This is a genomic window from Acinetobacter sp. MB5 (genome assembly GCF_003261585.1).
Lineage (GTDB): Bacteria > Pseudomonadota > Gammaproteobacteria > Pseudomonadales > Moraxellaceae > Acinetobacter.
Map to the genome: position 1 here is coordinate 62,983 of NZ_POVU01000002.1, position 26,765 is coordinate 89,747.

Sequence of the window (26,765 nt, forward strand, 5' to 3'; positions counted from 1 at the left end):
TGAAAAGCCTTATTGTAATTGTGAGCCAATAAAGAAATGTAAACGAATTGGATGATTTGGATCAGAAAGTCCTGAAGCCACATCTAAGCGAATTGGGCCAATTGGGGATTGCCAGCGAATTCCCACACCCACGCTATATGCAGTTGAATTTGAAAAACTCTTATCGTAGGCATTTCCTACATCAGAAAAAATCGCAGCGCGCCAGCCTTCCTTAAATTGATAGTTATACTCTAAAGAGCCAACAGCAAGTGCCTGTCCACCGATTTTGTAGCCATTTTCTGTAGGTGACAGACTTTTATAATCAAACCCGCGAATACTCTGATCTCCACCTGCAAAAAAACGCAGGTTGTATGGAACATTAGCGAAGTCATCTGTAAAAATATAACCCAAATGTAAACCACCAACGAATTGATGATTATAATTTTCACCCAGAGAATAAACAAAAGTCCAATCTGCATTAGCAATCGCCATATTGGCATCTGAAATCACAGATTTTGAACCTAGTTGAATTTTATAAGTCTGCTTAAAACCTTTAGTTGGATTAACAGTATTATTACTATCCGTCCGTCCAATTTGGTAACCAAGTAATAAGGCTTGTTGCTGAGGATTAGAGCCTGGTTTCAAAAATGCATCAGGCACATCAGCAGTATCGACTTCCCCAATTTGATGAATCTGATCCAGTCGATAACGCACACCATAGGTCTGTTGCCAATTTCCATATGGGTTTTTTATCAGGTGTTCTGCACCCATGACCGCCGATTCCGTTGTAAGACTCATTCCAGGCCCTACACCATTAAACTTTTCCCGCTCAAATCCACCGATCAGACTGAAATAGTCATTGAGTGGATCTTTATTGGGAATACTATAGCGTGTATCAATCGACTGAGTGATTTGTGACACTTCCATGTTTGCATCAAACGAGTGCCCAGAGCTGTTTACAATCGCACGGCGATATTGAGCACGGACACGTGGCCCTGTGTCTGTCCCCCAGCCCACACCCAATTCAGCACTATTTAGCTTATCGGTATTTAGCGTCACAATAACAGGAATCGTTTTTTCTGCACGTGCCTTATCTTTCAATAGCTCTGTTTCAGATTTTTTCTCGGCTTGGCTCTGTGCAGCTGTATTGTCATGTACATGATCTCCACCAGCAAACTGGTCTTCATTCACGACATTTTGTGTCACTTCTTTACTCGAATAATTCGCACGTTTTGTGGCTTTATCCTGTGACTGTTGGACTGCTTCGATTTCTTGAAGTTTTTGCTCATCAACCAGTTTCTGAATATCGGGTGCCAATTCGAGTGGCTTAACAATTGGATCAGGTTTAATACTGTCCACAAGACTCCAGTTAAAGTACCGTGAATTGGTCAGATTGTTTGCTAAAGTATTCACACGCCAAAAGGTATAATCATCACCACTTTTCCACGGCACCATACTTTGTAAAACTTTTAATTTAAGTGGCAATGGTTTCGTTGGATCGCTCATCCGAAACTCAACATTCGAAAGCTTATATCGCTCACCCGTTTCATAACGCAGGTTGATATCGGCTTTATTGTCTGGCAATTGAACTTTGACATCATGCAAGCGCCAGTAGGCATCAAAAAAACCATTTTCAGTTGCCGCATCTGTAATTCGGGTTTTCGTTTGTTCATATAACCCATGATTAAAAATACTGCCGACATCCAAATCAGGAATTAAGCGAATCACCTGAAATTGCGGGTTATTTTTACCTGCTCCCGAAAACTCGATATTTTGTGTTTCTACTTTGACAGGATCATTTGGTGTCACTTGAACAGTGACATGTTCACTTCCAGTCTTGCTAAATTTAAATTTAGCATTGTAATAGCCCATGGCTTGTGCAGCTTGTGTTGCCATAGCTCGTAATTGTGGCAAAGCCGAGTTGTAATCTGAATAAGCCTCTACAGTAAATGTCGCCAGCTTATTTTTAATATTTTCCTGTAATGCTTTAGGAGCACCATTGACTGTGACTGAAATTTTTGGAATCGATACATTTTTTGAGTCTTTTTTAGGTTTGATTTTCGCAACCGTTTTTTGCCAAAAACTCTTTGGTTTTGTTTTTCCCGTACTCACTTTTGTCAATTCAAAAGCTTGATCGTTAACATCTGTTTTATTCGAATTATCCGCTGTTGTCGTTGTATTTTGGTCAGATTGAATCTTCTGCATCAATTGATCTACATCAACAGGGGACCGTTGTAGTTCATTGACCTGATGTGCAGTTTCTGCGACTTGCTGGCTAGACTTAACAGGCTCATTTGATGCAGATCTAGAAGCTTGTGCTGCTTGTTTCGCTTGTTCTGCTTCTTTTTCAATTTCACTGACCATGGACATATCAATGCTGGTGGTTGGCATTTTTTCCAGATCATCAAAACTAATTGGTTTAAAATCCGTAAGATTGGAGTTTTTTTGCTGTTCTTGCAGCATCTGTAGACTATCTTCATTCGTTGAAGATGGATCTTTTTTAATATCGTTTGTAGTCACTGTAGTTGTATTTTGACTATTCGTTGCTGTCGTATCTTCTGCCCAAGCAGCGTGCTGGCAAAAACCATAGAGCAGACTGGCACAAACAAATTTATGCATTTGGTTTATTTTTAGAATCGCTTGTAAATTTTCGACTAAAACTGTTTTTCGAAAGTGTGTGCGAACATGCATAAAAACAACAACCATTGTTATTTTAAAGAACAAATTTCACTTAAACAGTATCACTGTTCAATGTCAGTTGTATCATACATGATTTTATTTATGAGATACTCCCCACTAACAATTCTCCATTAAATTAGAGTGCAGAACGAATGGAAAAAACACAAAATCTACTCGCTTCACGTCGTTTTCTGCCGATATTTCTCACCCAGTTCTTTGGGGCATTGAATGACAATGTTTACAAGCAGGCTTTGTTACTGGTCATCACATATGGCCTGATTCAGCATGGCTCAGGCAATGTCAGCACCCTCAACAATTTAGCAGCGTTACTCTTTATCGCACCTTATTTTGTATTTTCTGCCACAGCAGGGCAAATTGCTGATCGATTTGAACGTTCCCAACTGGTTCGCGGCATTAAAATTTTAGAAATTATTATCATGTCGATTGGTAGTGCTGGTTTTCTGCTCGGGCAAATCTGGTTGTTACTCGTCGCACTTTTTCTGATGGGGGTTCATTCAACCTTTTTCGGCCCAATTAAATATGCCATCTTACCTGAAATACTTCATTCTAATGAATTAATGTCAGGCAATGCCTTATTTCAAACAGGCACTTCTCTTGCTATTCTGTTCGGCATGATTTTAGGCGGTGCGATCATTTCCATTTCGCATGAAACCATGATTTGGATTTGTTTAACGATTCTCATCATTGCATTTTCAGGTTATCTGTCGAGCCGTTTTATTCTTAAGCAGCGTATTAGTGCCCCCGATCTCAAAATTGACTGGAATTTTTTTCGTACCAGTTGGCAAACCATACAATACGCAAAAGATAACTCAATTATTTTTCTGATTTTAATGGGAAATTCTTGGTACTGGTTTTATGGTGCATCCTATCTGACGCAAATTCCTGAACTCACACATAAATATTTATACGCTTCTGAAAATGTCGCCAGTCTGTTACTGACCTTTTTTTCGGTGGGTATTGGTGTCGGATCTTTACTCTGCCGCAAGATTGGCGGTACTGAAGTCAATATCAAGATGGTACCTGTCGGTGCAATTGGCTTAACTGTATTTGCTTTTTATTTAGTTTGGGCAATGTACCAACTCCCGACGCATAACACTTTGCTTTCTGTCAGTAACATGTTTACAGATGGGGCTGTCTACTACCACGTCATGCTTGCAATTATTTTGCTTGGTATTAGTGGCGGATTTTATATCGTGCCGCTATATGCCATGATGCAAGCTTATTCGCCTGCTTCACATCGCGCACGAGTCGTTGCTGCAAATAATATCTTTAATGCGATTTTTATGGTGGCTTCGGCTATTTTTTCAATTTTAGTTTTAAGTGTGTTGCAGCTCGACATGCAAATTTTATTCTGCATTACCGCCGTATTTAGTGCTATCTTCTGCATTGGTTTATTATTGAAATTAAAACCATTACTAGATCGCACACACAATGCTTTAGAGGATTAAGTTATGCGTCATTATTCAGGCATTGATCGTCTTATTCAGTCTTTTGACCAAGGTTTACGCAGTTTAGTACCCGGAGCAACTTCAGCTCATCGAGAGAATCCAGCACAAACTACATCTGCACCCTTGTCTGTCAGCGAAGCCCGCCATGTTGCAGGCTTAATGCGCGTCAATCACAGTGGCGAGGTTTGCGCTCAAGCGCTGTATCATGGACAAGCGTTAACCGCAAAACTTCCCAATGTCCGCCGTGAAATGGAACAGGCTGCTATTGAAGAACAAGACCACTTGGCTTGGTGTGAAGACCGCTTAAAAGAATTGGATAGTGTTCCAAGTATTTTAAACCCTGTTTGGTATGCACTTTCTTTTGCAATGGGTGCAGCAGCAGGTATTGCAGGAGATCAATACAGTCTTGGTTTCGTTGCAGAAACGGAACGTCAAGTTAGCTTGCATCTCAATGACCACTTAAGCCAACTTCCTCAGCAAGATGATCGTTCACGTAAAATCTTAGAACAAATGAATGAAGATGAGTTACATCATCGGGATACAGCATTGCACGCTGGCGGTGTTGATTTGCCATTTCCTGTGCGGATCACCATGACAGCGATTTCTAAGCTCATGACCAAAACCAGTTATTATATTTAATCTAAAAATAGAAATTTAAAGATCAAAAAAAGCCAAGTTTAAACTTGGCTTTTGATTTTATGATGTAGCAACTGCACGATCAGACTTTTTTAACGCTAAACGAATCTTTGGGTAATCAACCTGTTCCGAATAAGCAAAATCATCACTGGCGATCAGTTCATACATTGGAATTTTGACATCGAGTGCAAAAGGCATTTTCTTCTGATTCAGCTGTAAATCAGATAAATTTTGCCCAAAAGCAATCAGGTCGATATCCAATGAAATTTTATGAGATGGACGTACTCGTCCCGCCTGATGCTCCAAATCTTTTAAGAGGTCTAACATTTCAGAACTAGATAAATGACTACGCAGCACGCAGGCACAGTTTAAGTAATCTGCGCCCACCCCGTCCCGACATGGAATCAGATAAACATGTGACAACTCTAGCGATCCTAAAGTCGCTAATTGCTGAATTGCCCAAGCCAAATGCGGCTCAGGCTCAAAATTACTCGCCAGTGCGAGCGCAAAAATCGTTTCGTTGGCGTTCAAGACGAATTCCTACAGAATTGGCTTGCGCGATAATCGCAGGCTTACGAATAGTGAGTGTAATGGTCTCAATTCCATCAAACTCTTGAAATAGGCGCTGCATCACAAGCTGCGCGGCATGCTCAATTAATTTGGGTTGAGCCGTCTGAATGACTTCAGCACTCAACTCACAAATTTGAGCATAGTTAATGGTGTCTTGCAAATCATCGGACTGTGCAGCTTTAGACAAATCATGCTGAATCGTTAAATCCAACATGAGTGGTTGATGAATTTGACGTTCCCACGCAAAACACCCCACCACGGTATCCACTTTTAAGCCTTCAATAATAATGGCATCCATACATTTTCCAACCATTAATGTTTCAGCACAGGTGTATCAAGGCTTTGAACCATATGCAAACGCTGATCGGCATAAATGTCGGTATAAGGTGCAAGAACGCGCATAAAACGATCAAAATATAACATTTGCTTAAAGAGCAGCGCAAAATCTCGTGGGAAATGAATGCCATGACGCTCACCAATCGACACCATATCGAGCATAATGTCATTGAGGTCAGCAGGACTACTTGAAAGTATTTTTTGCGGGTCAGATAAAATGACACCACTAAATAAGCGCTCAATGTCTTTGGCAAGTACAGCCGTATCTACAGTTGTATGAGTCATTCCCATTTTCAACATATTTTCAGCCATTGCCTGATAATCAGTGTGCTGTAATGCTTCCATAAAAGCCATACAAGCTGTCCAAACCTGAGGGTTTAACTGACCGACGATGCCAAAATCAATAAAGCCAACTCGACCATCTTCAAGCAACATTAAATTGCCTGCATGTAAGTCTGCATGAAAACTTTTACACATCATCAAACTACCAAACCATGTATTCATAGCGGTAATCAACACTTGCGATGGATCTTTAGCATAATGTTTTACAACATCAAAATCAGTTAATGGCACACCATACAAACGCTGCATGGTGAGCACACGACGTGTCGAATACTGATGATAAACTTTCGGTGCTGTTGCTGCCTGATTATGCGTTGCATTGAGATAATCTACAAAATCATCGAGATTTTGCGCTTCTTCAATAAAGTCAACTTCACGAACCATGCGAGTTTTAATTTCTTCAACAATATCCGCCAGTGATGCAAATTTCACTTTAGGCACTGCCTTTTCCAAAATTTTGGTGGCCCAGTGCAAAACACTTAAGTCGGTATACAAAATGGTTTCAACACCAGGTTTTTGGACTTTAATGACGACATCTTCACCACTGACCAATTTTGCAGCATGCACCTGTGCAATTGATGCAGATGCCAGTGGAATTTCTTCAATGGAAGCAAAAATGTCATGAAGATTTTTACCTGCAAATTCTTGTTGCAGTACTTCTTCAATATAGCTAAATGGAAGCTTCGGTGTTTGGTCTAAACAGCCCTGAAACTCTTCCACAAATTCACGTGGAAATAAGGATGGTGTACTTGCAATAAACTGCCCGAGCTTAATATAAGTCGAGCCTAACTCTTCAAAAGTTTCGCGCATCAGCTTGGCATTACTTGGTTTTGCGGTCGCATATTTATAGCCTGCTTTGGCAGCGACAACAGCGGTTTCCCCCATTCGCGCAACAGAGCGAAAGCTATCTACCAAAATATTTTTTTTCATAAGCAATCATGCCAATTCAAATCTAAATCTAGTGTAGCAAAAAAAACTTTCTGTCATGCACTTCTTGCCTGACAGTTTGGGCAATTTATATCTTTATCAAATTTAACAATACGTTGCTGCATGGTCAAACCATTCCAAAGTAATAATTTTTGTTTCAACGGCGTCAAATTTAAACCTAAGTACAACAAGGCATGATGTGCCTGTAAACTCGCCATCACATTCGGTGTCGTTGCAAGCACACCAGAATTGGCACAGCGCAAACTTTCATCCTGACTTTCAGTTTTTGGAAAAATACACTCATAACAAGCAGAATCTGGCATCACCATAAACAGTTGCCCTTCGTACGCAATCGCTGAGGCACTAATTAAAGGAACAGCCTGTTGCGTACACACCTGATTGACCAAATAGCGCGTGGTAAATTGATCACAACCATCAAGCACCAAATCCTGTGCTGCAATAAAATCTGCTGCATTGTCTTCCGTCAGACGAATATTGTGTGCTTCAACACAAATATGCGGATTAATCTGCTTTAATCGTTTTGCCAGCGTTTCCGCTTTATAGAATCCGATATCTTGTGGCTGAAATGCCACTTGGCGTTGCAAATTACTGGTTTCAATCTGATCCGCATCTAAAATAGTGATCTTGCCCACACCAGCACGAGTCAATAACTCAGCAGTTAAACAACCTAGTCCACCAGCCCCAATGAGCAGAACATTGGCAAGTTTGAGTTTTTCCTGCGCATCAATATCCCAACCCTCTAATAAGATTTGTCGGCTATAGAAATGCATTTCATCGTCACTGAGTTGTTGCCAAATATCAGTTTGTTGATCCATCACGGACAATCCAATTTATGTTGCTGAAAAACAGAGGGCTAAGTGTAGCGTGTTTAGAAAAAAAATAGCATCTCTCTTTTTAGATACCATGCCAAAGGCAGCATTAATATTCCAATCATTGATCATCATTTTGGCACTTTCATTCACACTAAAAACAGTGTAAAACACTTCTTTCATCTTGGGTCACTATGATCATGTCCTTTCATCTCTGGTTATCTTTCTTTGCTGCCTGCTGGGTAATTAGCTTATTTCCTGGTGCAGGTGCAATTGCATCTATGAGCAATGGCTTAAGTCACGGTTTTTTACGTGGCCTTTGGAATATTCTAGGTTTACAGCTCGCGTTAATGCTCCAGATTTTGATTGTGGCTACAGGTTTAGGCATGCTGCTGACCACTTTTCCAATGATTTTCTTGGCTGTGAAATGGCTCGGTGTTTTATATCTGATTTACTTAGCTTATATGCAGTGGAAAGCACCAGTGAATCAAATCGCCATCAAAACTGATCAACAGCAGTTTTCAAGTCCATTAGCAGTTTTTAAAGGTTTTCTGATCAACATTAGCAACCCAAAAGCAATTGTGTTCTTTTTGGCAATTTTCCCACAGTTTATTGATCCTCAAGCACCGCAATTGAAACAGTATGTCATTATGATGCTAACCATGATTCCAATTGATGTGATTGTCATGCTGGGTTATACAGGTTTGGCATCTAAAGCATCCAACCTCTTTCAATCGTATAAAAAACTCAAGTTTGTGAATCGTTTTTTTGCATCAATGTATGGTGTAGCTGCCATGCTGTTAAGTCTAGTGCGCCAAAAAATTTAAATTTGACGGGAAGATCTCAGCATGAAGGTATTTTATTGTGAAAATTGCAAGCATCAGGTCTTTTTCCAAAATACTGTTTGCCAATATTGTTCAACCGTTTTAGGCTTCCAGCTCAATATGAATTGCATGGGATCTTTCGCCAAAATTGATGAACAGACTTGGCGAAGTCTAAATGCTAACGACCAGAATTTATATTATCGACCATGCTATAACTATTCTACTTACCAAGCATGTAACTGGGTGATTCCTGCAGATCAGGATCAAATCTATTGTGAATCATGTCAATTGACACATATCATTCCAGATTTATCAGTTGAAAATAACTTGCAGTACTGGAGAAATATTGAAGCTGCTAAACGCTACTTTCTCTATCTCACCAAGCAACTGGATATTTTTCCAAAACCTAAAAAAGATGAACATGATCACTTAGGTTTACAGTTTAATTTTCTCATGCCTTATGAGGATCAACCCGTAATTACGGGTCATGCCAATGGCGTAATTACATTGAATGCCCGCGAAGCAGATATTGTCATGCGGGTTAAAACTCGACTCGACATGGCAGAAAATTACCGAACTTTGCTCGGACACTTTCGACATGAAAGTGGACATTATTATTTTGATCTCATGCAGCATTTTTTCCCAGAGTGGCTCGAAGAGTTTCGCCAGCACTTTGGTGACGAACGTCAAGACTATGCTCAGGCACTTGAATACTACTATGAATATGGCCCCCCAAAAGACTGGTCAAATTCTTACGTCAGCCGCTACGCATGTGCACACCCTTGGGAAGACTGGGCAGAAACATGGGCACATTATTTACACATGATGGATGCGCTCGATACAGCCTATCATGCGGGTCTCAAAATGCAGGGACAACATGCTATTGACCCAGATATTCACTTTAAAGAACCACCATTGCTGTCTCAAGACTTTGAACTGACTTTAAGCAATTGGTTTGCATTAACCTATATTTTAAATGGGCTGAATCGTAGTGTAGGACAAGAAGATGCCTATCCATTTACACTTTCAGGAATTGTGCTCAATAAATTACATTTTATTCATCGGAGTTTGCTCGATATTCATCAGCGAATATTGGCAAATCAGAATCTACCCATATAAAAAGCTCGGTGGTTAACCGAGCTCATGTACCATTAGTAAATCATCATTGCACAGATGCTGCATAATTAAATAGCCAAGCTGATTGAGCATCCAGACTATTATCTCCCTGAATTTTCTTTTTTAGTTCACTTGCAGTTTGATAGTCATTTGGTCCAACCATGACGCGCACACCTTTCGATGTCATACTTTTCTTGGTTGGATAACCTTTGGCTTTAAATTTAGATACTATGCTATCTGCATTTGCTTCATTGGAAGCAAGCGCAATTTGCACCATCCAAGTTTTATCACCACGCTCTAACAAACTACGTGCTTCTTTCACAGAAAGCTGCTTGTTGCTTACAAGCTCAGGTGTCTTATTGCCATTTGAAATATTATTCAGATCTTCAACTTTAGCTTTTTCAATCTGTACTTTAGCATTTGCCGGGGTGGTTGCCCACTCTGACCATGTCTTGCACACATAAACACTTTGCTTTTGTGGCATTGAAAAACAGTACACATTTTCTTTTTCTGAGGTTACACCCGCTAAACTGTTTGCTGAATGCATAATAAAAAGCATAAAAATAACTATTTTTTTCATAAAGTGTTACTTTGTTCACATTTGTAACAATTATATACAAAAAACCAATTTTTAGAAATGTTTGCTATTTTTTAATAAAAAAAACTTCATGCAATTGTTTTTTATAGTTAATTTAGTAACCAAATGGTATAAAAATACATCATTTTTCAACAATCAAGGTGTATAGCTATTTGAAATCTTTAATAAAAGCCATCCAAATGTTCGCTTTATATACAATCTTATATAAGATATATCTTCAATACAGTAATTATCAAAATTAAAATATTAAAATTAAAAACATGAAATATATATAAATTTTATGAATTTTATTTTAAAAATACGATAAAAATAAAAATTTTGATAGAAAAATTCTTAAAATATAGACACTTTTTGTTACATCATGATGAAATTCTTTGTTTTCACCATCCAATTATGATTTTACTGTCAATCATCTTGCATACTGATGTAGTTCCAATCAAAATCCATAAAAAATTTAAGAATTTATATCATTTTTTTCCAATCTCTAAGATCTCTGATATAAAAGGGCTAATTCACCAGCTTTCAACATACATCCAATACCCTTTTATTATTTTTATCACTCGCCTTTCCGTACTGTGAAAGAGAAATAAAAGAGATTCATGAAAAAGTCTATTTTTAGTTTTCATCAATTTGATATACATGATTATTCACCCTTAGATTACTGTGTTTCTTCTTTATTGCTATTAATCGGTTAATGTTGAATATTGTTGAGAATGCTTGTTAAAGCTGAGCTTAGATCATCATATAGAATTTGTGTTTATTTACTGCTCGTACTCAAGTAAATAAGCTCTCAGCAAACATTTTTTGAATTTCTATCAAGAGCTATATTTCTGTGATAGGTTAGAAAAACACTGACCTCTTTAATCGCGATTAAAAAAACACACATCAATTCACAGATTTTTTTTGCAAATTTCAGCATCTTGTATAAGATAAAAAGAGGAAAAGGGTTTATTTAGATGTTTTATCGCGAAGATAAATAAACCGCTTGGAAGCTTTAATACTGGATTTTAGGTATTGAAATTGACAAATAAATAAAGAAATATATTTCTGATAATCAATATTTTTTAACAAATTACTATGCTTTGGAAAAAAGTATAATGAAAGATAAAGTTTATCTCACGTCAGCAAAACGAATAGCAACACCATCGTTACAGCTTACGGCTCTCGAAAAAACGATTGCGATTGCCGAGTTTTCACCAGATGGAATTTTGCTATGGGCAAATCAAAACTATTTATCTTTATTTCGTATGAGCGAAAGTGAAGCGATAGGACGTATTCATTATAGTTTTTGCCCAAAATCTTTTACTGAAACTAAAGCATACGAAGAATTTTGGACATCACTTTGCAAAGGTATTCCATTTTCAGGTTTTGTGGAGCGCATTCGTGGGGACAATAGCAGTTGCTGGCTTGAAGCAACTTACACTCCAGTAGTTAATAACAATGGACAAGTAATCCAAGTTCTTAAAATGGCCACAGATATTAGTGCCCGTTTACAATATGAACGTGAACAGCAACGCTATTTAGACCACTTATCTCTAGCTGCCGATATTAATGATACTGCTGTACTCATTACCGATACTTCTTCCGCAGTTGTATATTGTAATAAACGTTTTAGCCTTATGTTTGGCTGGGAACATCATGAGATTATTGGCAAAAGTCCACTATCTTTATTTATGCATCAATGGAATAAAAGCGAGCTGAATGAGAGTTCAACGATTGAATATGAAGAATTAGTCATTGGAAAACACAGACGCTACTGGGCAAAAATTATAAAAAAACCAGTTTTTGATCCAGAGAAAAACTGGAAATACACGATTATTACCTTCACTGACATTTCCATTTCGAAACTACGTGAGACTCTACAACATCAGGTTTTAGATGCAATGTCTAAAGAGTTTGAGCTCTCAGACATTCTGAATATTATTTGCAATGAAGTAGAACAGCTTGCACCCGAGATTACAGCATCTATTGTAGAAGTTGACACCCAAGGACTAATACATCCTCTTTCTGCTCCCAACTTGCCCGAACATTTCAATAAGATTATTAAAGATATGCATATTGGCCCATATGCAGGCTCTTGTGGTACGGCAGCTTGGCGAAGTCGACCAGTGATTGTGGATGATATTTCAACTGACCCACTTTGGGAAAATTATTACCATATTATACAACCATTTAATTACAAAGCTTGCTGGTCAACACCCATTTTTAATAATCAACATCAGGTGGTTGGTACGTTTGCATTTTATTTTAAAGAGTCTCGTCAACTCGAACAGCAAGACTTTCATCAACAAATTATCAATGCATGCAGCAATTTATGTTCATTAGCATTTGAGCGTGAACATACCAAACAACGCATTCGTCAATTGGCATTTTATGATGAGCTTACAGGTTTACCAAATCGAAGTTTATTTTTGACCAAAGCTGATCAAATAATTACTTCAAGCATTCGCAACAATGAACGATTAGCTGTGTTATATATCGACATTGATCGCTTCAAAATGATCAATGATTCTTACGGACATTTTTTTGGTGACGAACTATTATGTCAAGTCGCCAAACGTCTAGAAAAAAATTTACGCAATAACGATGTGATTGGCCGACTTTCAGGTGATGAATTTGCCATCATTCTCCCAAATAGTAACCAGCAACAGGTGCAAATGGTTGTTGAAGAATTACAGCTTCACCTGACAAATCCACTCAATATTAATAATTCAATCTTGGCAATGAGTGCCTGTATCGGAATTGCCATGTTCCCCGAAGATGGTCGAGATATTGAAGCTTTACTGCATCGAGCAGATATTGCAATGGATCAAGCTAAAAATAGCGGAAGAAATCAGTTCTGTTTTTTCAACCATAAAATGAATGAACTGCTGCAAGACCACCTAAAATTGGAAAGAGATCTACGTCATGCACTTTTTAATCATGAATTGCATCTACACTATCAACCACAAATTGATTTAGTTACAGGCGAACTCTATGGTGTTGAAGCCCTAGCTCGCTGGACTCATCCTGAGTTTGGTGAAATCTCGCCAGAACGCTTTATCGCAATTGCTGAAGAATGTGGTTTAATTACAGAGTTTGGTTATTGGGTAATGCAAGAAGCATGTCGCCAATTAGCAGAATGGCGCATGAATAGTGTACATATTCCCTCTGTTTCAATAAATCTTTCAGCCACCAGTTTTCATGGCACAAAATTACCAGAAACTCTCAGTGAGATTTTACACTTTAATGGTTTAGAACCGCAGGATCTCACCATCGAACTGACCGAAAATGTACTCTTGGACAATCATCCACATACAACAAAAATTATTCATGAAATTCATAACTTAGGTGTGCATTTATCAATGGATGATTTTGGGACAGGTTATTCTAGTATCAGTTACCTGCGCCGCTTACCAATTTCAGAATTTAAGCTTGATCGCAGTTTTGTTGCTGACCTTGAATATGATGAAGTCGCACAAGCTTTAAGCCATGCCATTTTAAGCATTGGAAAGTCACTACAACTGGTAATTATTGCTGAAGGTGTTGAAACACTCGAACAATTTAAAATTTTATATCAACAAGGTTATTGCGTTGCTCAAGGATATTTATTTTCAAAGCCTATGCCTGCACATAAGCTCAAAAATTGGCTCAATGAATGGAATCAATCTCAAAAAAGTATTTTGTTCATTTAACCAAATAAGTAACATTGTAGATTGGGTAAAATATCGTGAATACTGATACTAAATATACTTTATGTAATGCAATGAGTTGTGAAAATATCTGAACTTACTGATGCAAGCTCAAACCCAAGCCCCTGTTATAACCTAATTAAAAATAAACTCAGAAATTCTTGACTATACCCTTAGAATTTTACAAGTGATCTATATATGCACCCTCATCAACAAAGCTTTTGGCGCCAAAATCTGACTCCAGCCTCATTTATCATTTTGGCGAGTACCAGCTTTGTTGTTTTAGCCGTCATTATTTACTGGATGATTTTCCTGAACACCCAGCGAACACTTTACAATCAAACAGAACAACAAGCTTGGGTGCGTGTACATCAAATATCAAATGCTGTTTCTGTGCAGGTTCAAACCTTATTTACTGGTTTAAACTACAGCATGATGAATATGAAAAATAGTTATGAACTGCATGATGAACCTGCATTTCAACGTGCTGTAAATAATGTTGTGACCAATTATCCTGAAGACTCAATCATTCAAATTGCGATTGCGGATGAACACGGAAAATTAGTTTATTCAAACCTCAAAAATATCAATTCCGAAGCAAAACCTGTTTATATTACCGACCGTGAACATTTTAAAGTTCATCTTCAACAAAATATTGGGCTTTATATCAGCAAACCTGTTATGGGGAGAGTCTCTAAAAAATGGACGATTCAACTCACTAAGGCACTCTATCGTGATCATAAATTTATCGGAGTGATGATTCTCTCTCTTTCGCCTGATTACATCTCGAAGTATTTTCAAAATATCTTTGATAATCCAGTAGATGTGATTTTATTGGCTAGAGAAGATGGTACATATTTGGCGCGGTCTCAATATGAAGATCAAGTTCTAGGTAAATCACTACCTGCTGAACGGCTTTTTTTATTTCAGCATAACCCCAATGGCGGAACATATGAGGCAAAAACAGGCCCTGATCAATTACAACGCATGTATGCATGGAAACGCGTTCAGGGTTTTCCGCTGATTATCAGCTCGGGGATTGAACGACAACATACTTTTGCTGCACTTGAACAGGCATATCAGCGTAACTTCATCTACAACCTGATTGGCTCAATTTTCTTACTGGTAATTGTATTCATTAGTGCATGGCTTGCTTTACAACGTCAACGCAACCTTGCAATGCTTGTTCAGCAAAAACGCCGCTTTATGTATTTGGCAGATGAAGTCCCTGGTGGCTTATTTCAGGTGTGTATTCATCTGGATAAATCTATTTCAATGCCATTTACCAATCCAAGTTTTTTTGAACTTCATGGGATTCAGCCTTTTTCTGAAGAACATTTCCAACTGCACTATTTAACAGAATGTATTCATCCAGACGATTTGGAGGGATTACGTAAAACGATAACCCACAGCCTTTTTCATAAAAAAGAATGGGATGTTAAATATCGCGTGGTCGATGCTGATGGTTCAATTCGCTGGCTACGCAATCATGCTAAGGCTCAGATTGAAGAAGACGGCAGCATTTTATGGCATGGCTATATTCTCGATATCACCCATGATGAGATCTTGCAAGAAACGCTCAGACAAAAAGAAGAGCACCTGCGTTTGACCTTTATGGCGGTACAGGATGGCTTGTGGCAATGGAATTATCTGACCGATGAGCTGACGTGGGATCAACGCTGCTATGAAATGCTGGGCTACGAAAATAATGCGTTCGAACTCTCATTTGAAGACTTTTTAAATCGTTTTGTGCACCCGCAAGACCATAATGTTCTGATGCAACATCTTTCGGAACATTTGAAGCATGACCATGAGTTTAGAATTGAGGCTCGATTAAAAACCTTCAAAAACACCTGGCTTTGGGTCGAAGTCCGAGGAAAGGTGACACAAAGAAGCCTTGCAGATTTACCCACCAAAATGTTGGGGACTTATACCGACATTCAAAAACGTGTTGAGCATGCACATTTAGTTAAAGCTGTACTAGACCGCAGTAATTCATTAATTATGGTCACAAGTTCCGAACATGAAATTATTTATGCAAATGAACGTGCTGCAACACTTTTTAATCTGCCTTATGGCGAACAGAAAACCAAAATTACATTAGATCATTTACACAAAAATGACAATATCCATCTGAAATTAGACGAAATATTTTTAACGGTACAACAGTCAGGACATGTGCGAACCGAATGGCCGCTTTATATACAAAATGATCGATTAAATTGGTTTGACATTCAGGGTGCTTTGCTTGACCCTGAAGATCACTCAGGGAACACCATTTGGACACTAAATGATATTGATGCACGTCATCGCGCAGAATCTGGCCTAGTTAAAGCACAGCAACGTCTTGAAACCCTTGTTGAACGTTTTCCATCTGGTATCCTGATTGTAGACACCATTAACAATGGGCATCAACATACCGTTGCAGCTAACAAAATGTTGATCTCGACCTTAGGACTTGATATTTCCTTAGCCCAACTGATCGAACTCCCTATTAATGAGCTTGAAAAGCGACTCTATTCTACTATGGGAGTGAGTTTAAACTTAATGGTCGATGAACCGACAAAAAGCTTCAAAAAAACCATTATGTTACGAGATGGCCGATATCTGGAAATTGAAAATCTATCGTTGGTGTATCTCGATCAGTTGATTGGACAATGCTGGATTTTCCATGATATTACTCCTCAAAAAGAACGCGAATCTCAACTTGAGGCACTTGCCTTAACTGATGCACTGACTGGAATCAGTAATCGACGTGCATTCTTAAATCGTCTCAAGGTTGAACTGGATGATATTCAAAAGGAACATATCTCCTGCTCTGCACTGATCATGCTAGATATTGACCATTTTAAAAAGGTGAACGACACCTATGGGCATGCGGTAGGTGACCTTGTGCTCAAACATCTTGTTAAAATTCTTTCAGAACAAATGGATAAAAATGACCTTTTAGGAAGACTCGGCGGTGAAGAGTTTGTGATCTTACTGTCTAATATTAATACCGTAAAAGCTTTTGAACGGGCAGAATTGTTTAGGGAGAGTATTATTTCCAATCCTGCAATTGTTTCCAATATAGGCATGATTTCATTTGCAGTGAGTTTAGGGATTTATATGTTAAAAAAACCTGAAAACTCTATTGAAAACAGTTTAGACCGTGCAGACAGCGCATTATATTTCTCTAAACGTAATGGTCGAAATTGTTCAACATTATGGCAAGAAACTATGCCTAAAAATAATAAAACATAGTTTAATTATTTTTTATATTTGAAATAAAGATAAATCTTGCATCACTATTACAAATAAAAATGCATAAAATAAATATGCCATTCAAATTAAATTTTAAAAAGATGTGAGATGCTTATAAATAAATTAAAATAGGTATTATTAGAACCTATATACATTAGCGTCTTCAATATTTATTTAGCAATGAGAAAATCCTCGACCTGTTTTTAAATGCAACACCAAGAGAATATGACATTCATACCCGTATTGAACTCATTTCGAATAATCCCGAATTACGACAAATCATTATTGAACATCCAAAAGATTATGAAGTTGTCAACTACGCAGAAAATCAATACACCTATGAAGGCCGAATTTAAGATATAAACCAAGCAGGGATTGAGCATGCCTTTTTCCGTCTATCTTGCTGGCAGGAATGGTTATCTTTAGATGCCTGCAAGATATTAATGATGGCTTGGCAGAACATATTGGCAAAGCTCCTGAGCGTTTCTCTGCCCTTGCTGTTGTTCCTTCCACCTTGGGGCAAAGTGGAATACCGTTTGAAACAATCTGGTTTTATTGGGGTTCAGCTTGCTGCACATTATGGTCAACTCTATCTTGATGCACCAGAATTTAAAACTTTCTTTAAATTTTTAAATGACTTGCAAGTCCCTGTTGTTGTCCATCATACGCCTTTACCTGCTGACTATTCTTCGATTGTGCCCTATACCAATCAACGTCGCCAATATGGTCGCTGTGTTGCACAAGCCACAGCCGTTGGGCGAGAACTGTTTAGTGGTTTATTTGATGAATTCCCAAATTTAACTCTGATTCACTCGATGTTGGGCGGTACATTTTTTGCGTTTACCGAAATGCTTTTCCCACCAAAACTGGCTGAATATCACGATGAAGTTGATCGTTTCACGGCTGAAACTAATCAGCGTTTACGTGAGCAACTTAAGAAAAATATTTTCTTTGATTTGTCTGGTGCATTGCAATGGGGACAAGCTCAACTTGAATGTGCTGTTAAAGTCATTGGTGCTGAAAATATTTTATATGGTGGTTCTTATACAATTCGTCGTGACTAGTTTTTTAAAGGCACTGATCATATAAAACAGTTAAATATTTCATCTGAAGATAAGAATTTAATATTAGGAGAAATATGCTAAACGTATTTCAAATTATAAAAACAGATTTCATTTAAGATTATATAATTCTCTATATAAACTTTTTATATTCCAATTCAATATAAAATATAAAACTCATAAATTAGACTTCTTTCATAATTACCTACACCCTCTTTATTTTTATCCCTGAGCAAAATTGAAATACATTTCAATGCAGCGCAAGAGAAAAAGGACTTATGAAAGAAGTCTATTATAATTTTAAAATCTTGATCTAAAAATCTCACATTTTAATTCATAAAATCATGTTAGTCTTTTTAAGCATTCTTTATCTCTTGTAAATCAAATTTAATGATTTACCCCCTCTCTTATTTTAAGAAGGAGCTTCACAATATGAGAAAGTCTTTTCGATACTTACTCTTTATTTTTTCAACGCTGTTTTGGTGTATGCATGGTGCTCATGCTGCCGATAGCAATACTTTAAAAAATATCATTATTCCAGCTCAATCAAGCTGTGAATCACTCAACGGACTGAATTTAAACCAAATTGGTGGACAAGGCAGTCGCATCACTTCGACGAAAGAAGTCACCACCAACAATGCCGAATATTGTGTTGCTGAAGGTCATTTAGCCCCTGAAATCAGTTTTAAAGTCATGCTGCCTAAAACAACATGGACAGGGCGCTACATGCAAATTGGCTGTGGCGGTTTATGTGGCAATATCAACATGATGGTCGGTGCAGCCGCAGGTTGTAACACCTATAATGGCAACGGTTTTGTCGTTGCTGCCACTGATATGGGTCACCCTGCATCTGAGCAGGATTTTGGTAATGACGAGCAGAAGCGTAAAGACTTCGCCTTTCGTGCCCAACATTTACTGGCTATTTCAGCAAAATACATTACTGAGCAATATTATAAGCAAAAGCCACAATGGTCTTATTTTAATGGCTGTTCAGATGGTGGACGTGAAGCTTTAATGGAAGCTCAGCGCTATCCAAATGACTTCAACGGCATTATTGCAGGCGCAGCAGCCATGAATTTTCAGGCACAAAACAGCCTGTATCATGCTTGGCAAGCTGTCAGTAATACAGATGAAAATGGCAAAGCCATCATTACAGCGAAAGACTTACCTCTTGTTCATACTGCTGTCGTTGCAAAATGTGATGCACTAGATGGTCAAAAAGATGGCATTATTTCTGATCCACAAGCCTGTCATTTTGACCCGAGCGTGCTGCTATGTAAAGCAGGACAAAAAGATGGTCAATGCTTAACCGCAAAACAGGTCACTACACTTAAAAAATTGTACGAAGGTCCAAAAGACCCAACGACTGGTGAAAAACTGATTGTTGCAGGCCCACAATATGGTTCAGAGTTGGCATGGGCTGGGGTATTTGTTCCTCAAACTGCTGACCAACCTGCAATGAGCCACATGATCTCTTTACAGGCATTGAAATACTTAAGTTTTGTCAAAAATCCTGATGCAAATTTCGATCTGAAAGATATGAAATTTGATGCGGCGACTTTTAAAAAGTTAGCTGAATTACATCCTTTGTATGATGCGACCAATCCTGATTTGTCAGCATTTAAAGCTGCTGGTGGTAAGTTAATTATCTGGCATGGTTGGGCAGATCCACACATTTCTCCACTGAACTCAATTGCCTATCACAACGCTGTTGGTCAAGCTCTAGGTGTAGACCGTCGCGATCAGTTTGAACGCTTATATCTGTTACCTGGTGTTTATCACTGTAGTGGTGGTGAAGGAAATAGTCTGGTGGATTTCCTCACTCCAATGATGCAATGGGTTGAACAAGGCATCGCACCTCAAGCCATTACCACATACAAGGCAAACCCAGATGAGCACAACAGTTTTGGTCAGCCAACAGGTGTAGGTTCAGATAAAAAACGTGGTGATTTACCTGCATTAAAAGCGGGTGAAAAACCCATGATGCGTATGATGGGTGGTGGAGATAAACTCAGTGCAAGTACTGTACCTGCAGGTGCAGCATCTCGTCCTGTTTATCCGTATCCGTACTATGCGGCTTACAAAGGGACTGGTGATGTCAATCAGGCAAGTAGCTATGAACCTAAACGCTTATTGGTGGTAAAAGATCAGTACGAGTGGATGGGGAAAGACTTCTATAAGCCATATATTTTCTTCAATAATTGAAATGATTCGCCTGTGACAAGATACGTTCTTGTCACAGGTTTTTTTATTGTTGCAAAAAATAGAAAAATCTCTTTTCCCTCTCATCTATTTGCGAAGCTTTAGTCCGCGCGTCCCGACAAAAATTCCTTGTTTATATATGCTCAACATTCAAGTGAGCGACCAAAAAGTCGACCCATACTTTCACTTTCAAACTGGCTTGTGCATGATAAACTGCAAATAAATCATAACTTGCCAAAGCATACTCATCTAACACCGTTTCAATTTTTCCAGTGTGTAGATCTTCAGCAATATCCCATTCCATTTGCAGTGTTGCACCTTGACCCGCCGCCGCCCACTCATACAAAACATGCCCGTCATTGGCACTACGATTGCCCTGCACTTTAACGGTAAAAACTTCCTGTTGCTGCTGAAACTTCCAGTTATTCCGTTTCACATTAAAGTCATTTAAAAATAAACAATTATGCTGCAATAAATCTTGGGGATGCTCAGGCTTTCCATATTGTTTCCAATAACTTGGCGCAGCACAGACCATTCTCTGACCTTGCAACAACAAGCGTGCTTTCATCTGCGAATCAGTCAAAGGTCCCGTTCGCAGTGCCACATCAATATGTTGTTTTAACATGTCTTCGACATGGTCACTCAGCAATAACTGAATTTCGATATGTGGATGCACTTCGATAAACTGGTCAATCAATTGCGGTAAGCGCTTACGCCCCAAATGATTCGGCGCAGTCATACGGATTTCGCCCATCAGCAGATTGCCCGAATTGAGGTGTGCCAGACTGTTGTGCCAATCTTTTACGATACGCAGCGCATCACTCAGGAAATGCTGACCCAATTCGGTCAGTACAATTTGCCGTGTCGTGCGATGAAATAGCGCCCCACCCACCTGCTTTTCAAGTTGCTGAATCGCCAGTGTGACGGTAGAGACCGACACTGCCGCAGAGCGAGCCACAGCGGAAAAACTGCCCTTATCGACCGTCTGAATAAACATCTCAAGCGCGTTGAATGTATCCATTTTTCGAATTTTTAAAAAAATGATTTTTATTTTACGCACTTTATTCAATTTTTTAAAAAGATATCATGCTGCATATGCGTTATCACTTTTGGAAGTTGAATGTCAAAACAGAAAAAACCATTACATGCCATCTCCCGACTCAATGTTTCTCAATCACAGGCGCATGCCTTGCTCGATCATGCTTTAGAGATTGCTGAAAAATTAAAATTTCAGGTGTCTGTTGCAATTGTGGACTGGTCGGGTGATTTAGTTACATTTTCTCGTGCCGATGCTGCAAGTAAAGTCAGCATTGATGTGGCAATCGGGAAAGCCAAAACTGCTGCGATGATTCAAAACTCATCCAAGTTATTTGAAGATTTTATCAACCAAGAACAGCAAAGCAGCATGCTCTCAATTGATTCGATTATGCCGTTACAAGGTGGCTTACCAATTTATCAAGATGGGCAAGTGATTGGTGCCATTGGTGTAAGTGGCTGTCCAGGTGGTCAATATGACGAGCAAGTGGCTGAACAAGCACTTGAAGCGTTGGCACTCGATTTAGCAGATTAAAGGAAAATAAGATGAGTTCATTAAAGCAACAAAAAGTTTTAATTTTAGGTGGTACATCAGGTTTTGGCTTAGCTGTTGCAAAACTGGCTATTGCTCAGCAGGCTCAAGTGAGTATTACAGGTCGCAATGCTGAAAAACTGCAACATGTTGTCACCGAGCTTCAAGCCCAAAGCGCGCTTCCAGTTGCAGGTTATGTGTTTGATGCCTACCAAACAGGTGCTGCGACAACACTTGCCAATGACCTTGGACAATACGATCACATTATTTCAACGGTTGGTCACTTTATGGGGGGTGGCTTTTTAGAAGCCAGTTATGACAGCATCATACAAGCCGTAGCAGAAAAATTTAATGCCAATTTAGCCATTGCCCAAGCTTTCGCAGCGCATTTGAATGTTGGTGGTAGTTTCATTTTCACCGCAGGTTCAGGCGGGAAACTGTATAACGCATCGGGTGCAATTATTGGCAATCAAAATCTCAAAGCATTGGTTCAAGGTTTAGCTGTCGAACTTGCACCGCAAAAACGGGTCAATGCAGTATCGCCGACATGGACAGAAACCCTGTTATGGCGTGAGTTTAGTGCAGAGCAAGTGGAACAGATGAAACAAGGACAGGCAGCCAATATTCCATTGCAACGTACAGCAACCATTGATGAAGTGGCATCTGCCTATCTATTTCTCATGCAAAATAGCTTTATTACAGGTCAAACGATTGCGGTAGATGGTGGTGTCGATTTACGTTAATTGAGAGATTTTTTTGAAATTGAACAATGATTGAAGCTAGGCAAATCGTTGTGTAATCTGCCTCACCAAGCCACAAAAAAAGCCAGTCAATCTACGCTTTGACTGACTTTTTGATTCAAGATCTTTAAGGCTTTTCTATACCAAATGCCAGTAAAAAGGTGGTCACTGCTGCATGCACCCATGCATCGATTTGCACATCGGAAGGTTGTGCTTGGGCATGGGTTAAGCATTCCATTTGCCCTTCACCACGCAACATATTCACAAATAACGAAGCTGAAGTTTCATAACCAAATTGCTGCACGTTAATTTGCTGATCTTCAACGGCTTGCTCTAAGCGTTTGGCAATAATTTGTACAATGGTTTTTGGGCCTGACAAATAAAACTGGCGCGCCAACTGAGGAAAACGCGGTGCATCTGCAACAGTCACACGAAACAGAGATAAGCCTTCAGGTAACAGAATAAAGCGTAAATAAGCCGTTCCCAAATCAATCAGTGCTTGGCGAATATCACTTGAACGGGTATCAATCGCACCGACAATCCGTTTCATTTCCTGACAACGACTCTCGATTACAGCAGCAAACATGCTTTCTTTGTTGGGAAAGCACAAATACAGGGTTGCCTTGGAAACCTTGGCTTCTTTTTGAATCATGTCTGTAGTTGCTGCACTAAAACCATGAGTTAAAAAAATACGACTTGCGGCTTCTAAGATCTGTAGAGATTTCTCGTTGTAATTTGACATCGTTCAGCAATTTCACTCCATTTAGAAAACTTGGCTGTATTCCAGAGTTTTCAAATAAATTTGCAGTGAATATAACAGAAAACAAAATTGACTTGTATATTTTTTGTTGCTAGAGTACCGTTCGGTACAGTTTAATTGGCAATCATTGTGATGCAGCAGAATAAACAACTCAGCAGCAGGTTAATTCATAAAGCCCCTCTCATCAGTACGGCGTTAATGGCGGTTTTAACCCTTTCAGGATGTGTGCATGAGTCTATTTTTGAAAAACCTCAAATACAGGTCAAATCCGACTCAGCATTTGCAGCGCAACGTCAGCGCATGCTCAAGCAACATCCCGAACTCACAGAAACAGCACTACCAGAGCAATGGTGGCAACTGTTTAATGATCCGACACTCAGTGCCTTAGAACAGCAACTTGCCAAGAATAACCTCGATGTACAAATTGCCTTGTTGAGGATTCAAGAAAGTCAGGCTGCTCTTGGTGAGGCCAAAGCGGCTCAGCAACCACAACTCAGTTTCGATGCCAATTACAACCGAAGTGCACTAAGTGAAAACATACCTTTAGCAAAACTTGGGGCAAGCCACCACGGCTATAACTTGTGGAGCATGGGACTTCAAGCCTCTTGGGAACTGGATTTGTGGGGCTACTTGAAACATTTGAACCACGCAGCAGAAGCCAATGTTCAAGCTAAAATTTATAATGAACAGCAAATTAAAGTATCTTTAGCTGCTGAATTGGCTAAAAACTATTTATTGCTGCGTAGTGCTCAAACCCAACTGATCACTTTGCAGAATATGCAGCAGCTCGATCAGCAACTGGTACATATCTTTCAGAACAAACAAAAAAATGGTGTAGCGACCCGTGCCGATGTTGCACAAGCAGAAACGCTTGCCACACAAACTCAGCAACAAATTGAACTCCAAAAACAGCAAGTTGCGCTACTCAAAAACAGCGTTGCACTATTGCTTGGACAAGCACCGCAACAACTCGATGAATTTTTAGGTCAGCAAGTTTTACCGATCAATCCTCGCCAGATTCCAATTGGTTTATCTTCCGATTTTGTCAAAAATCGACCTGATATTTTACAAGCCGATGCTGAATTACGCGCAGCTTTAGAACATGTGCATGCAGCCAAAGCTGACTTTTACCCTCGTATCGGTTTGAGTGCACAATTGGGTGAACAGGCATTTTCTTTATCTGAATTTGATAGCTGGGGTTCACGCACTTATGGGATTGGGCCAACGCTGCATTTGCCAATTTTTAATGGTGGTCAATTAAAAAGTACCTTGGCTTTAAACGAAGCCCGCGAAAAAATTGCAGCCGTGCAATATCAACAAACTGTGCTAAAAGCATGGCATGAAGTCGACAATGCCTTGATTGACTATCAACATGTCGCCACTGAATCCAAGCTGTTACAGCAACAACTCAAAGAAAATCAAACCACTGAACATGTTGCACTGCGTAATTTCCAGCAAGGCAGTTACGACCGTAGCCAAGTGATTGCTCCACAAAAGCAAAGTTTAAATACACAACTGCAAATCATACAAAATCGCACTGCGTCTGCTTTAGCGATTGTAGAGTTGTATCGGGCTTTGGGTGGCGAAGGTGCAGAACAATGGTCAGCGCAAGTCTTACAGGAGAAGTCTTAAATGTCTGATCCAACCCCAACACCCGCTGCTCCACCGCAAGGAAAACATGCCCCGCCACCACCCACACCTTTTACAGCACGTTTAGCCGTTGGCTTATTGGGCATTTTACTTGCGGCAATGGTTGCAGGTTTAAATAACCGTGTTGCAGGTTTAGTTTTGCCCGATGTGCAAGGTGCATTAGGTTTTAGTAGTGATGATGCCTCATGGCTCAGCACGGTATATTCCGCAGGTGAACTGGCAGCCATGCCCTTTGCAACATGGTTTGCGATTACTTTTTCCATGCGCCGTTTTCACGGAATTATGCTGACCCTCGCTTTATGCTTTGCCGCAATCATTCCGTTTATTCACAGCTTAGATTTGCTGTTGATTGTGCGTGGCTTGCAAGGTTTTTGTTCAGGCTCACTGATTCCCGTGTTGATGATGGCAGCCCTACGCTTCTTGCCCCCAAACATCCGTCTGCATGGTTTGGCACTGTATGCTCTGACTGCGACCTTTTCCCCAAACATTGCCTTGGCGATTGCTACATGGTCAGTGGATCACATGCAAGACTGGCGCTGGGCATACTGGCATGTGATTCCAATCGGGATTACCGCACTTATTCTTGCCAACTGGGGCATCCCCAAAATGCCTGTGGTCTTACCACGCTTAAAAACAGGCAATTGGCTCGGTATGGCGCTTGGCATTCCTGGTTTAGCCTTATTGGTGGTTGCGCTTGATCAAGGCGTGCGTCTGGACTGGTTTAACTCCAACATCATTCAAGCCAGCTTGCTCGCAGGTGGTGTTTTTACCCTCCTGTTTTTAATCAGTGAATGGCGGCATCCTACGCCTTTTATTAAGTTGCAGTTGCTTGAACGCCGCAATTTAGGCTTAGGCTTTTCCGCATTCTTTTTATTGCTGATTTTGATGTCGAGTGCCGTGGTTTTACCAACCAATACCCTAATGCATTTACATAATTTCCGCCTTGAGCAACTCGCTGTATTTGGGATGATGGTCGGTTTACCGCAACTGGTGCTCGGTTCAGTCGTTGCCATCTTGCTCTATCAAAAATGGGTAGATGCACGCTTTCTGTTTGCGCTCGGCTTGTTGTGTATGGCAATTGCCTGCTGGATGAGCAGCTACATCACCTCAGACTGGATGATTCACGAATTTATTCCGATTGAAATTTTACATGCAGTAGGTCAACCGCTTGCTGTGGTCTCCATGTTGTTCCTTGCTACCAGTGTGGTTCAGCCGATGGAAGGGCCATTTGTTTCAGGGATTGTGAATACCTTAAGAGCACTCGGAACGGTATTTGGCAGTGGTGTGATTGGTCAGTTCCTTTCCTATCGTACCAAACTGCATAGTGAAGATCTGATTGATCAGGCTGCACTGCAAAACATTCCAGACCATGCCGTGACTCAATTGGCCAGTCAAATTTCAGAGCAAGCCACTGTACTGGCAACCGCAGATATCTATCGGGTCTTTGCCTGCCTTGCACTGATCATGATTCCTGTTGTGCTGTGTATGCAATACATTCCAGCACCGAAAGTTCCAGCACCACCCGCTCCAAAAGCAGATTAATGGTTTTATAGATTTTAGGATTT

21 protein-coding genes are annotated in these 26,765 nt (G+C 39.6%); 12 read left to right on the forward strand and 9 right to left on the reverse strand.

Translation table 11 applies throughout. The features are described 5' to 3' along the window. Positions 1–9: 9 nt before the first annotated feature. A complete protein-coding gene (locus C1A47_RS03000; protein WP_111892302.1) occupies positions 10–2,670 on the reverse strand; it encodes an autotransporter assembly complex protein TamA in 2,661 nt (886 codons plus the stop codon). Positions 2,671–2,810: 140 nt separating this feature from the next. On the opposite strand from C1A47_RS03000, the gene C1A47_RS03005 reads away from it, so the two are divergent. Together C1A47_RS03005 and coq7 are read left to right on the forward strand one after the other, a co-directional pair. Continuing rightward, entirely contained in the window at positions 2,811–4,127 is a 1,317-nt protein-coding gene (locus C1A47_RS03005; RefSeq protein WP_111892304.1) for an MFS transporter, read from the forward strand. A gap of 3 nt (positions 4,128–4,130) precedes the next feature. Next, positions 4,131–4,766 (forward strand): 2-polyprenyl-3-methyl-6-methoxy-1,4-benzoquinone monooxygenase, encoded by a 636-nt coding sequence (gene coq7 / locus C1A47_RS03010; RefSeq protein ID WP_111892306.1) that lies wholly within the window; start codon positions 4,131–4,133, stop codon positions 4,764–4,766. Positions 4,767–4,823: 57 nt separating this feature from the next. On the opposite strand, the gene C1A47_RS03015 is transcribed toward coq7, so the two are convergent. The 5 genes from C1A47_RS03015 to C1A47_RS17635 are packed head-to-tail and all read right to left on the reverse strand — an operon-like array spanning position 4,824 to position 7,951. Then, positions 4,824–5,294, reverse strand: a complete 471-nt coding sequence (locus C1A47_RS03015; protein WP_111892308.1) for a 2-amino-4-hydroxy-6-hydroxymethyldihydropteridine diphosphokinase — start codon at positions 5,292–5,294, stop codon at positions 4,824–4,826. Beyond that, on the reverse strand, positions 5,251–5,631 hold the full coding sequence (folB, locus tag C1A47_RS03020) for a dihydroneopterin aldolase (RefSeq protein ID WP_111892310.1): 381 nt from the start codon (positions 5,629–5,631) through the stop codon (positions 5,251–5,253). Before folB ends, C1A47_RS03015 begins: the two co-directional genes overlap by 44 nt. A 14-nt stretch (positions 5,632–5,645) precedes the next feature. Continuing rightward, on the reverse strand, positions 5,646–6,941 hold the full coding sequence (locus C1A47_RS03025; protein ID WP_111892311.1) for an ABC1 kinase family protein: 1,296 nt from the start codon (positions 6,939–6,941) through the stop codon (positions 5,646–5,648). 53 nt (positions 6,942–6,994) lie between these two features. Beyond that, entirely contained in the window at positions 6,995–7,774 is a 780-nt protein-coding gene (locus tag C1A47_RS03030; protein ID WP_111892312.1) for a HesA/MoeB/ThiF family protein, read from the reverse strand. 15 nt (positions 7,775–7,789) lie between these two features. Beyond that, positions 7,790–7,951, reverse strand: a complete 162-nt coding sequence (locus tag C1A47_RS17635) for a hypothetical protein (protein WP_162625912.1) — start codon at positions 7,949–7,951, stop codon at positions 7,790–7,792. A 17-nt stretch (positions 7,952–7,968) separates the two neighbouring features. On the opposite strand from C1A47_RS17635, the gene C1A47_RS03035 reads away from it, so the two are divergent. Then, on the forward strand, positions 7,969–8,595 hold the full coding sequence (locus C1A47_RS03035) for a LysE family transporter (protein WP_111893061.1): 627 nt from the start codon (positions 7,969–7,971) through the stop codon (positions 8,593–8,595). A 21-nt stretch (positions 8,596–8,616) separates the two neighbouring features. Then, entirely contained in the window at positions 8,617–9,711 is a 1,095-nt protein-coding gene (locus C1A47_RS03040) for a putative zinc-binding metallopeptidase (protein WP_111892313.1), read from the forward strand. Positions 9,712–9,754: 43 nt separating this feature from the next. On the opposite strand, the gene C1A47_RS03045 is transcribed toward C1A47_RS03040, so the two are convergent. Next, a complete protein-coding gene (locus C1A47_RS03045; protein ID WP_227539724.1) occupies positions 9,755–10,255 on the reverse strand; it encodes an SPOR domain-containing protein in 501 nt (166 codons plus the stop codon). Positions 10,256–11,403: 1,148 nt separating this feature from the next. Here C1A47_RS03045 and C1A47_RS03050 point away from each other — a divergent pair. From C1A47_RS03050 to C1A47_RS03065, 4 genes are all read left to right on the forward strand, one after another. Beyond that, positions 11,404–13,980 carry a GGDEF and EAL domain-containing protein gene (locus tag C1A47_RS03050; RefSeq protein ID WP_111892315.1) on the forward strand — a complete coding sequence of 859 codons (2,577 nt, stop codon included), beginning with the start codon at positions 11,404–11,406 and terminating at the stop codon, positions 13,978–13,980. Between the two features lie 195 nt (positions 13,981–14,175). Then, entirely contained in the window at positions 14,176–17,220 is a 3,045-nt protein-coding gene (locus tag C1A47_RS03055) for a diguanylate cyclase (protein ID WP_111892316.1), read from the forward strand. A 443-nt stretch (positions 17,221–17,663) separates the two neighbouring features. Further along, a complete protein-coding gene (locus tag C1A47_RS17760) occupies positions 17,664–18,284 on the forward strand; it encodes an amidohydrolase family protein (RefSeq protein WP_205669575.1) in 621 nt (206 codons plus the stop codon). A gap of 429 nt (positions 18,285–18,713) precedes the next feature. Beyond that, entirely contained in the window at positions 18,714–20,486 is a 1,773-nt protein-coding gene (locus C1A47_RS03065; RefSeq protein ID WP_162625913.1) for a tannase/feruloyl esterase family alpha/beta hydrolase, read from the forward strand. A 130-nt stretch (positions 20,487–20,616) separates the two neighbouring features. Here C1A47_RS03065 and C1A47_RS03070 read toward each other — a convergent pair whose 3' ends face one another. Then, positions 20,617–21,504 (reverse strand): LysR family transcriptional regulator, encoded by an 888-nt coding sequence (locus C1A47_RS03070; RefSeq protein ID WP_162625914.1) that lies wholly within the window; start codon positions 21,502–21,504, stop codon positions 20,617–20,619. 99 nt (positions 21,505–21,603) lie between these two features. Here C1A47_RS03070 and C1A47_RS03075 point away from each other — a divergent pair, with 99 nt between their 5' ends. Both C1A47_RS03075 and C1A47_RS03080 read left to right on the forward strand, forming a co-directional pair. Continuing rightward, complete coding sequence (locus tag C1A47_RS03075) at positions 21,604–22,053, forward strand: GlcG/HbpS family heme-binding protein (protein ID WP_111892319.1); 450 nt, start codon at positions 21,604–21,606, stop codon at positions 22,051–22,053. A gap of 11 nt (positions 22,054–22,064) precedes the next feature. After that, on the forward strand, positions 22,065–22,793 hold the full coding sequence (locus C1A47_RS03080) for an SDR family NAD(P)-dependent oxidoreductase (RefSeq protein WP_111892321.1): 729 nt from the start codon (positions 22,065–22,067) through the stop codon (positions 22,791–22,793). Positions 22,794–22,917: 124 nt separating this feature from the next. On the opposite strand, the gene C1A47_RS03085 is transcribed toward C1A47_RS03080, so the two are convergent. Next, entirely contained in the window at positions 22,918–23,532 is a 615-nt protein-coding gene (locus C1A47_RS03085; protein ID WP_111892323.1) for a TetR/AcrR family transcriptional regulator, read from the reverse strand. 150 nt (positions 23,533–23,682) lie between these two features. Between C1A47_RS03085 and C1A47_RS03090 the strand changes: the two genes are divergently transcribed. After that, positions 23,683–25,182, forward strand: coding sequence for an efflux transporter outer membrane subunit (locus C1A47_RS03090; protein ID WP_111892325.1), 1,500 nt, complete (start codon positions 23,683–23,685; stop codon positions 25,180–25,182). Beyond that, a complete protein-coding gene (locus tag C1A47_RS03095; protein ID WP_111892327.1) occupies positions 25,183–26,742 on the forward strand; it encodes an MFS transporter in 1,560 nt (519 codons plus the stop codon). The last annotated feature ends 23 nt before the right edge of the window (positions 26,743–26,765 follow it).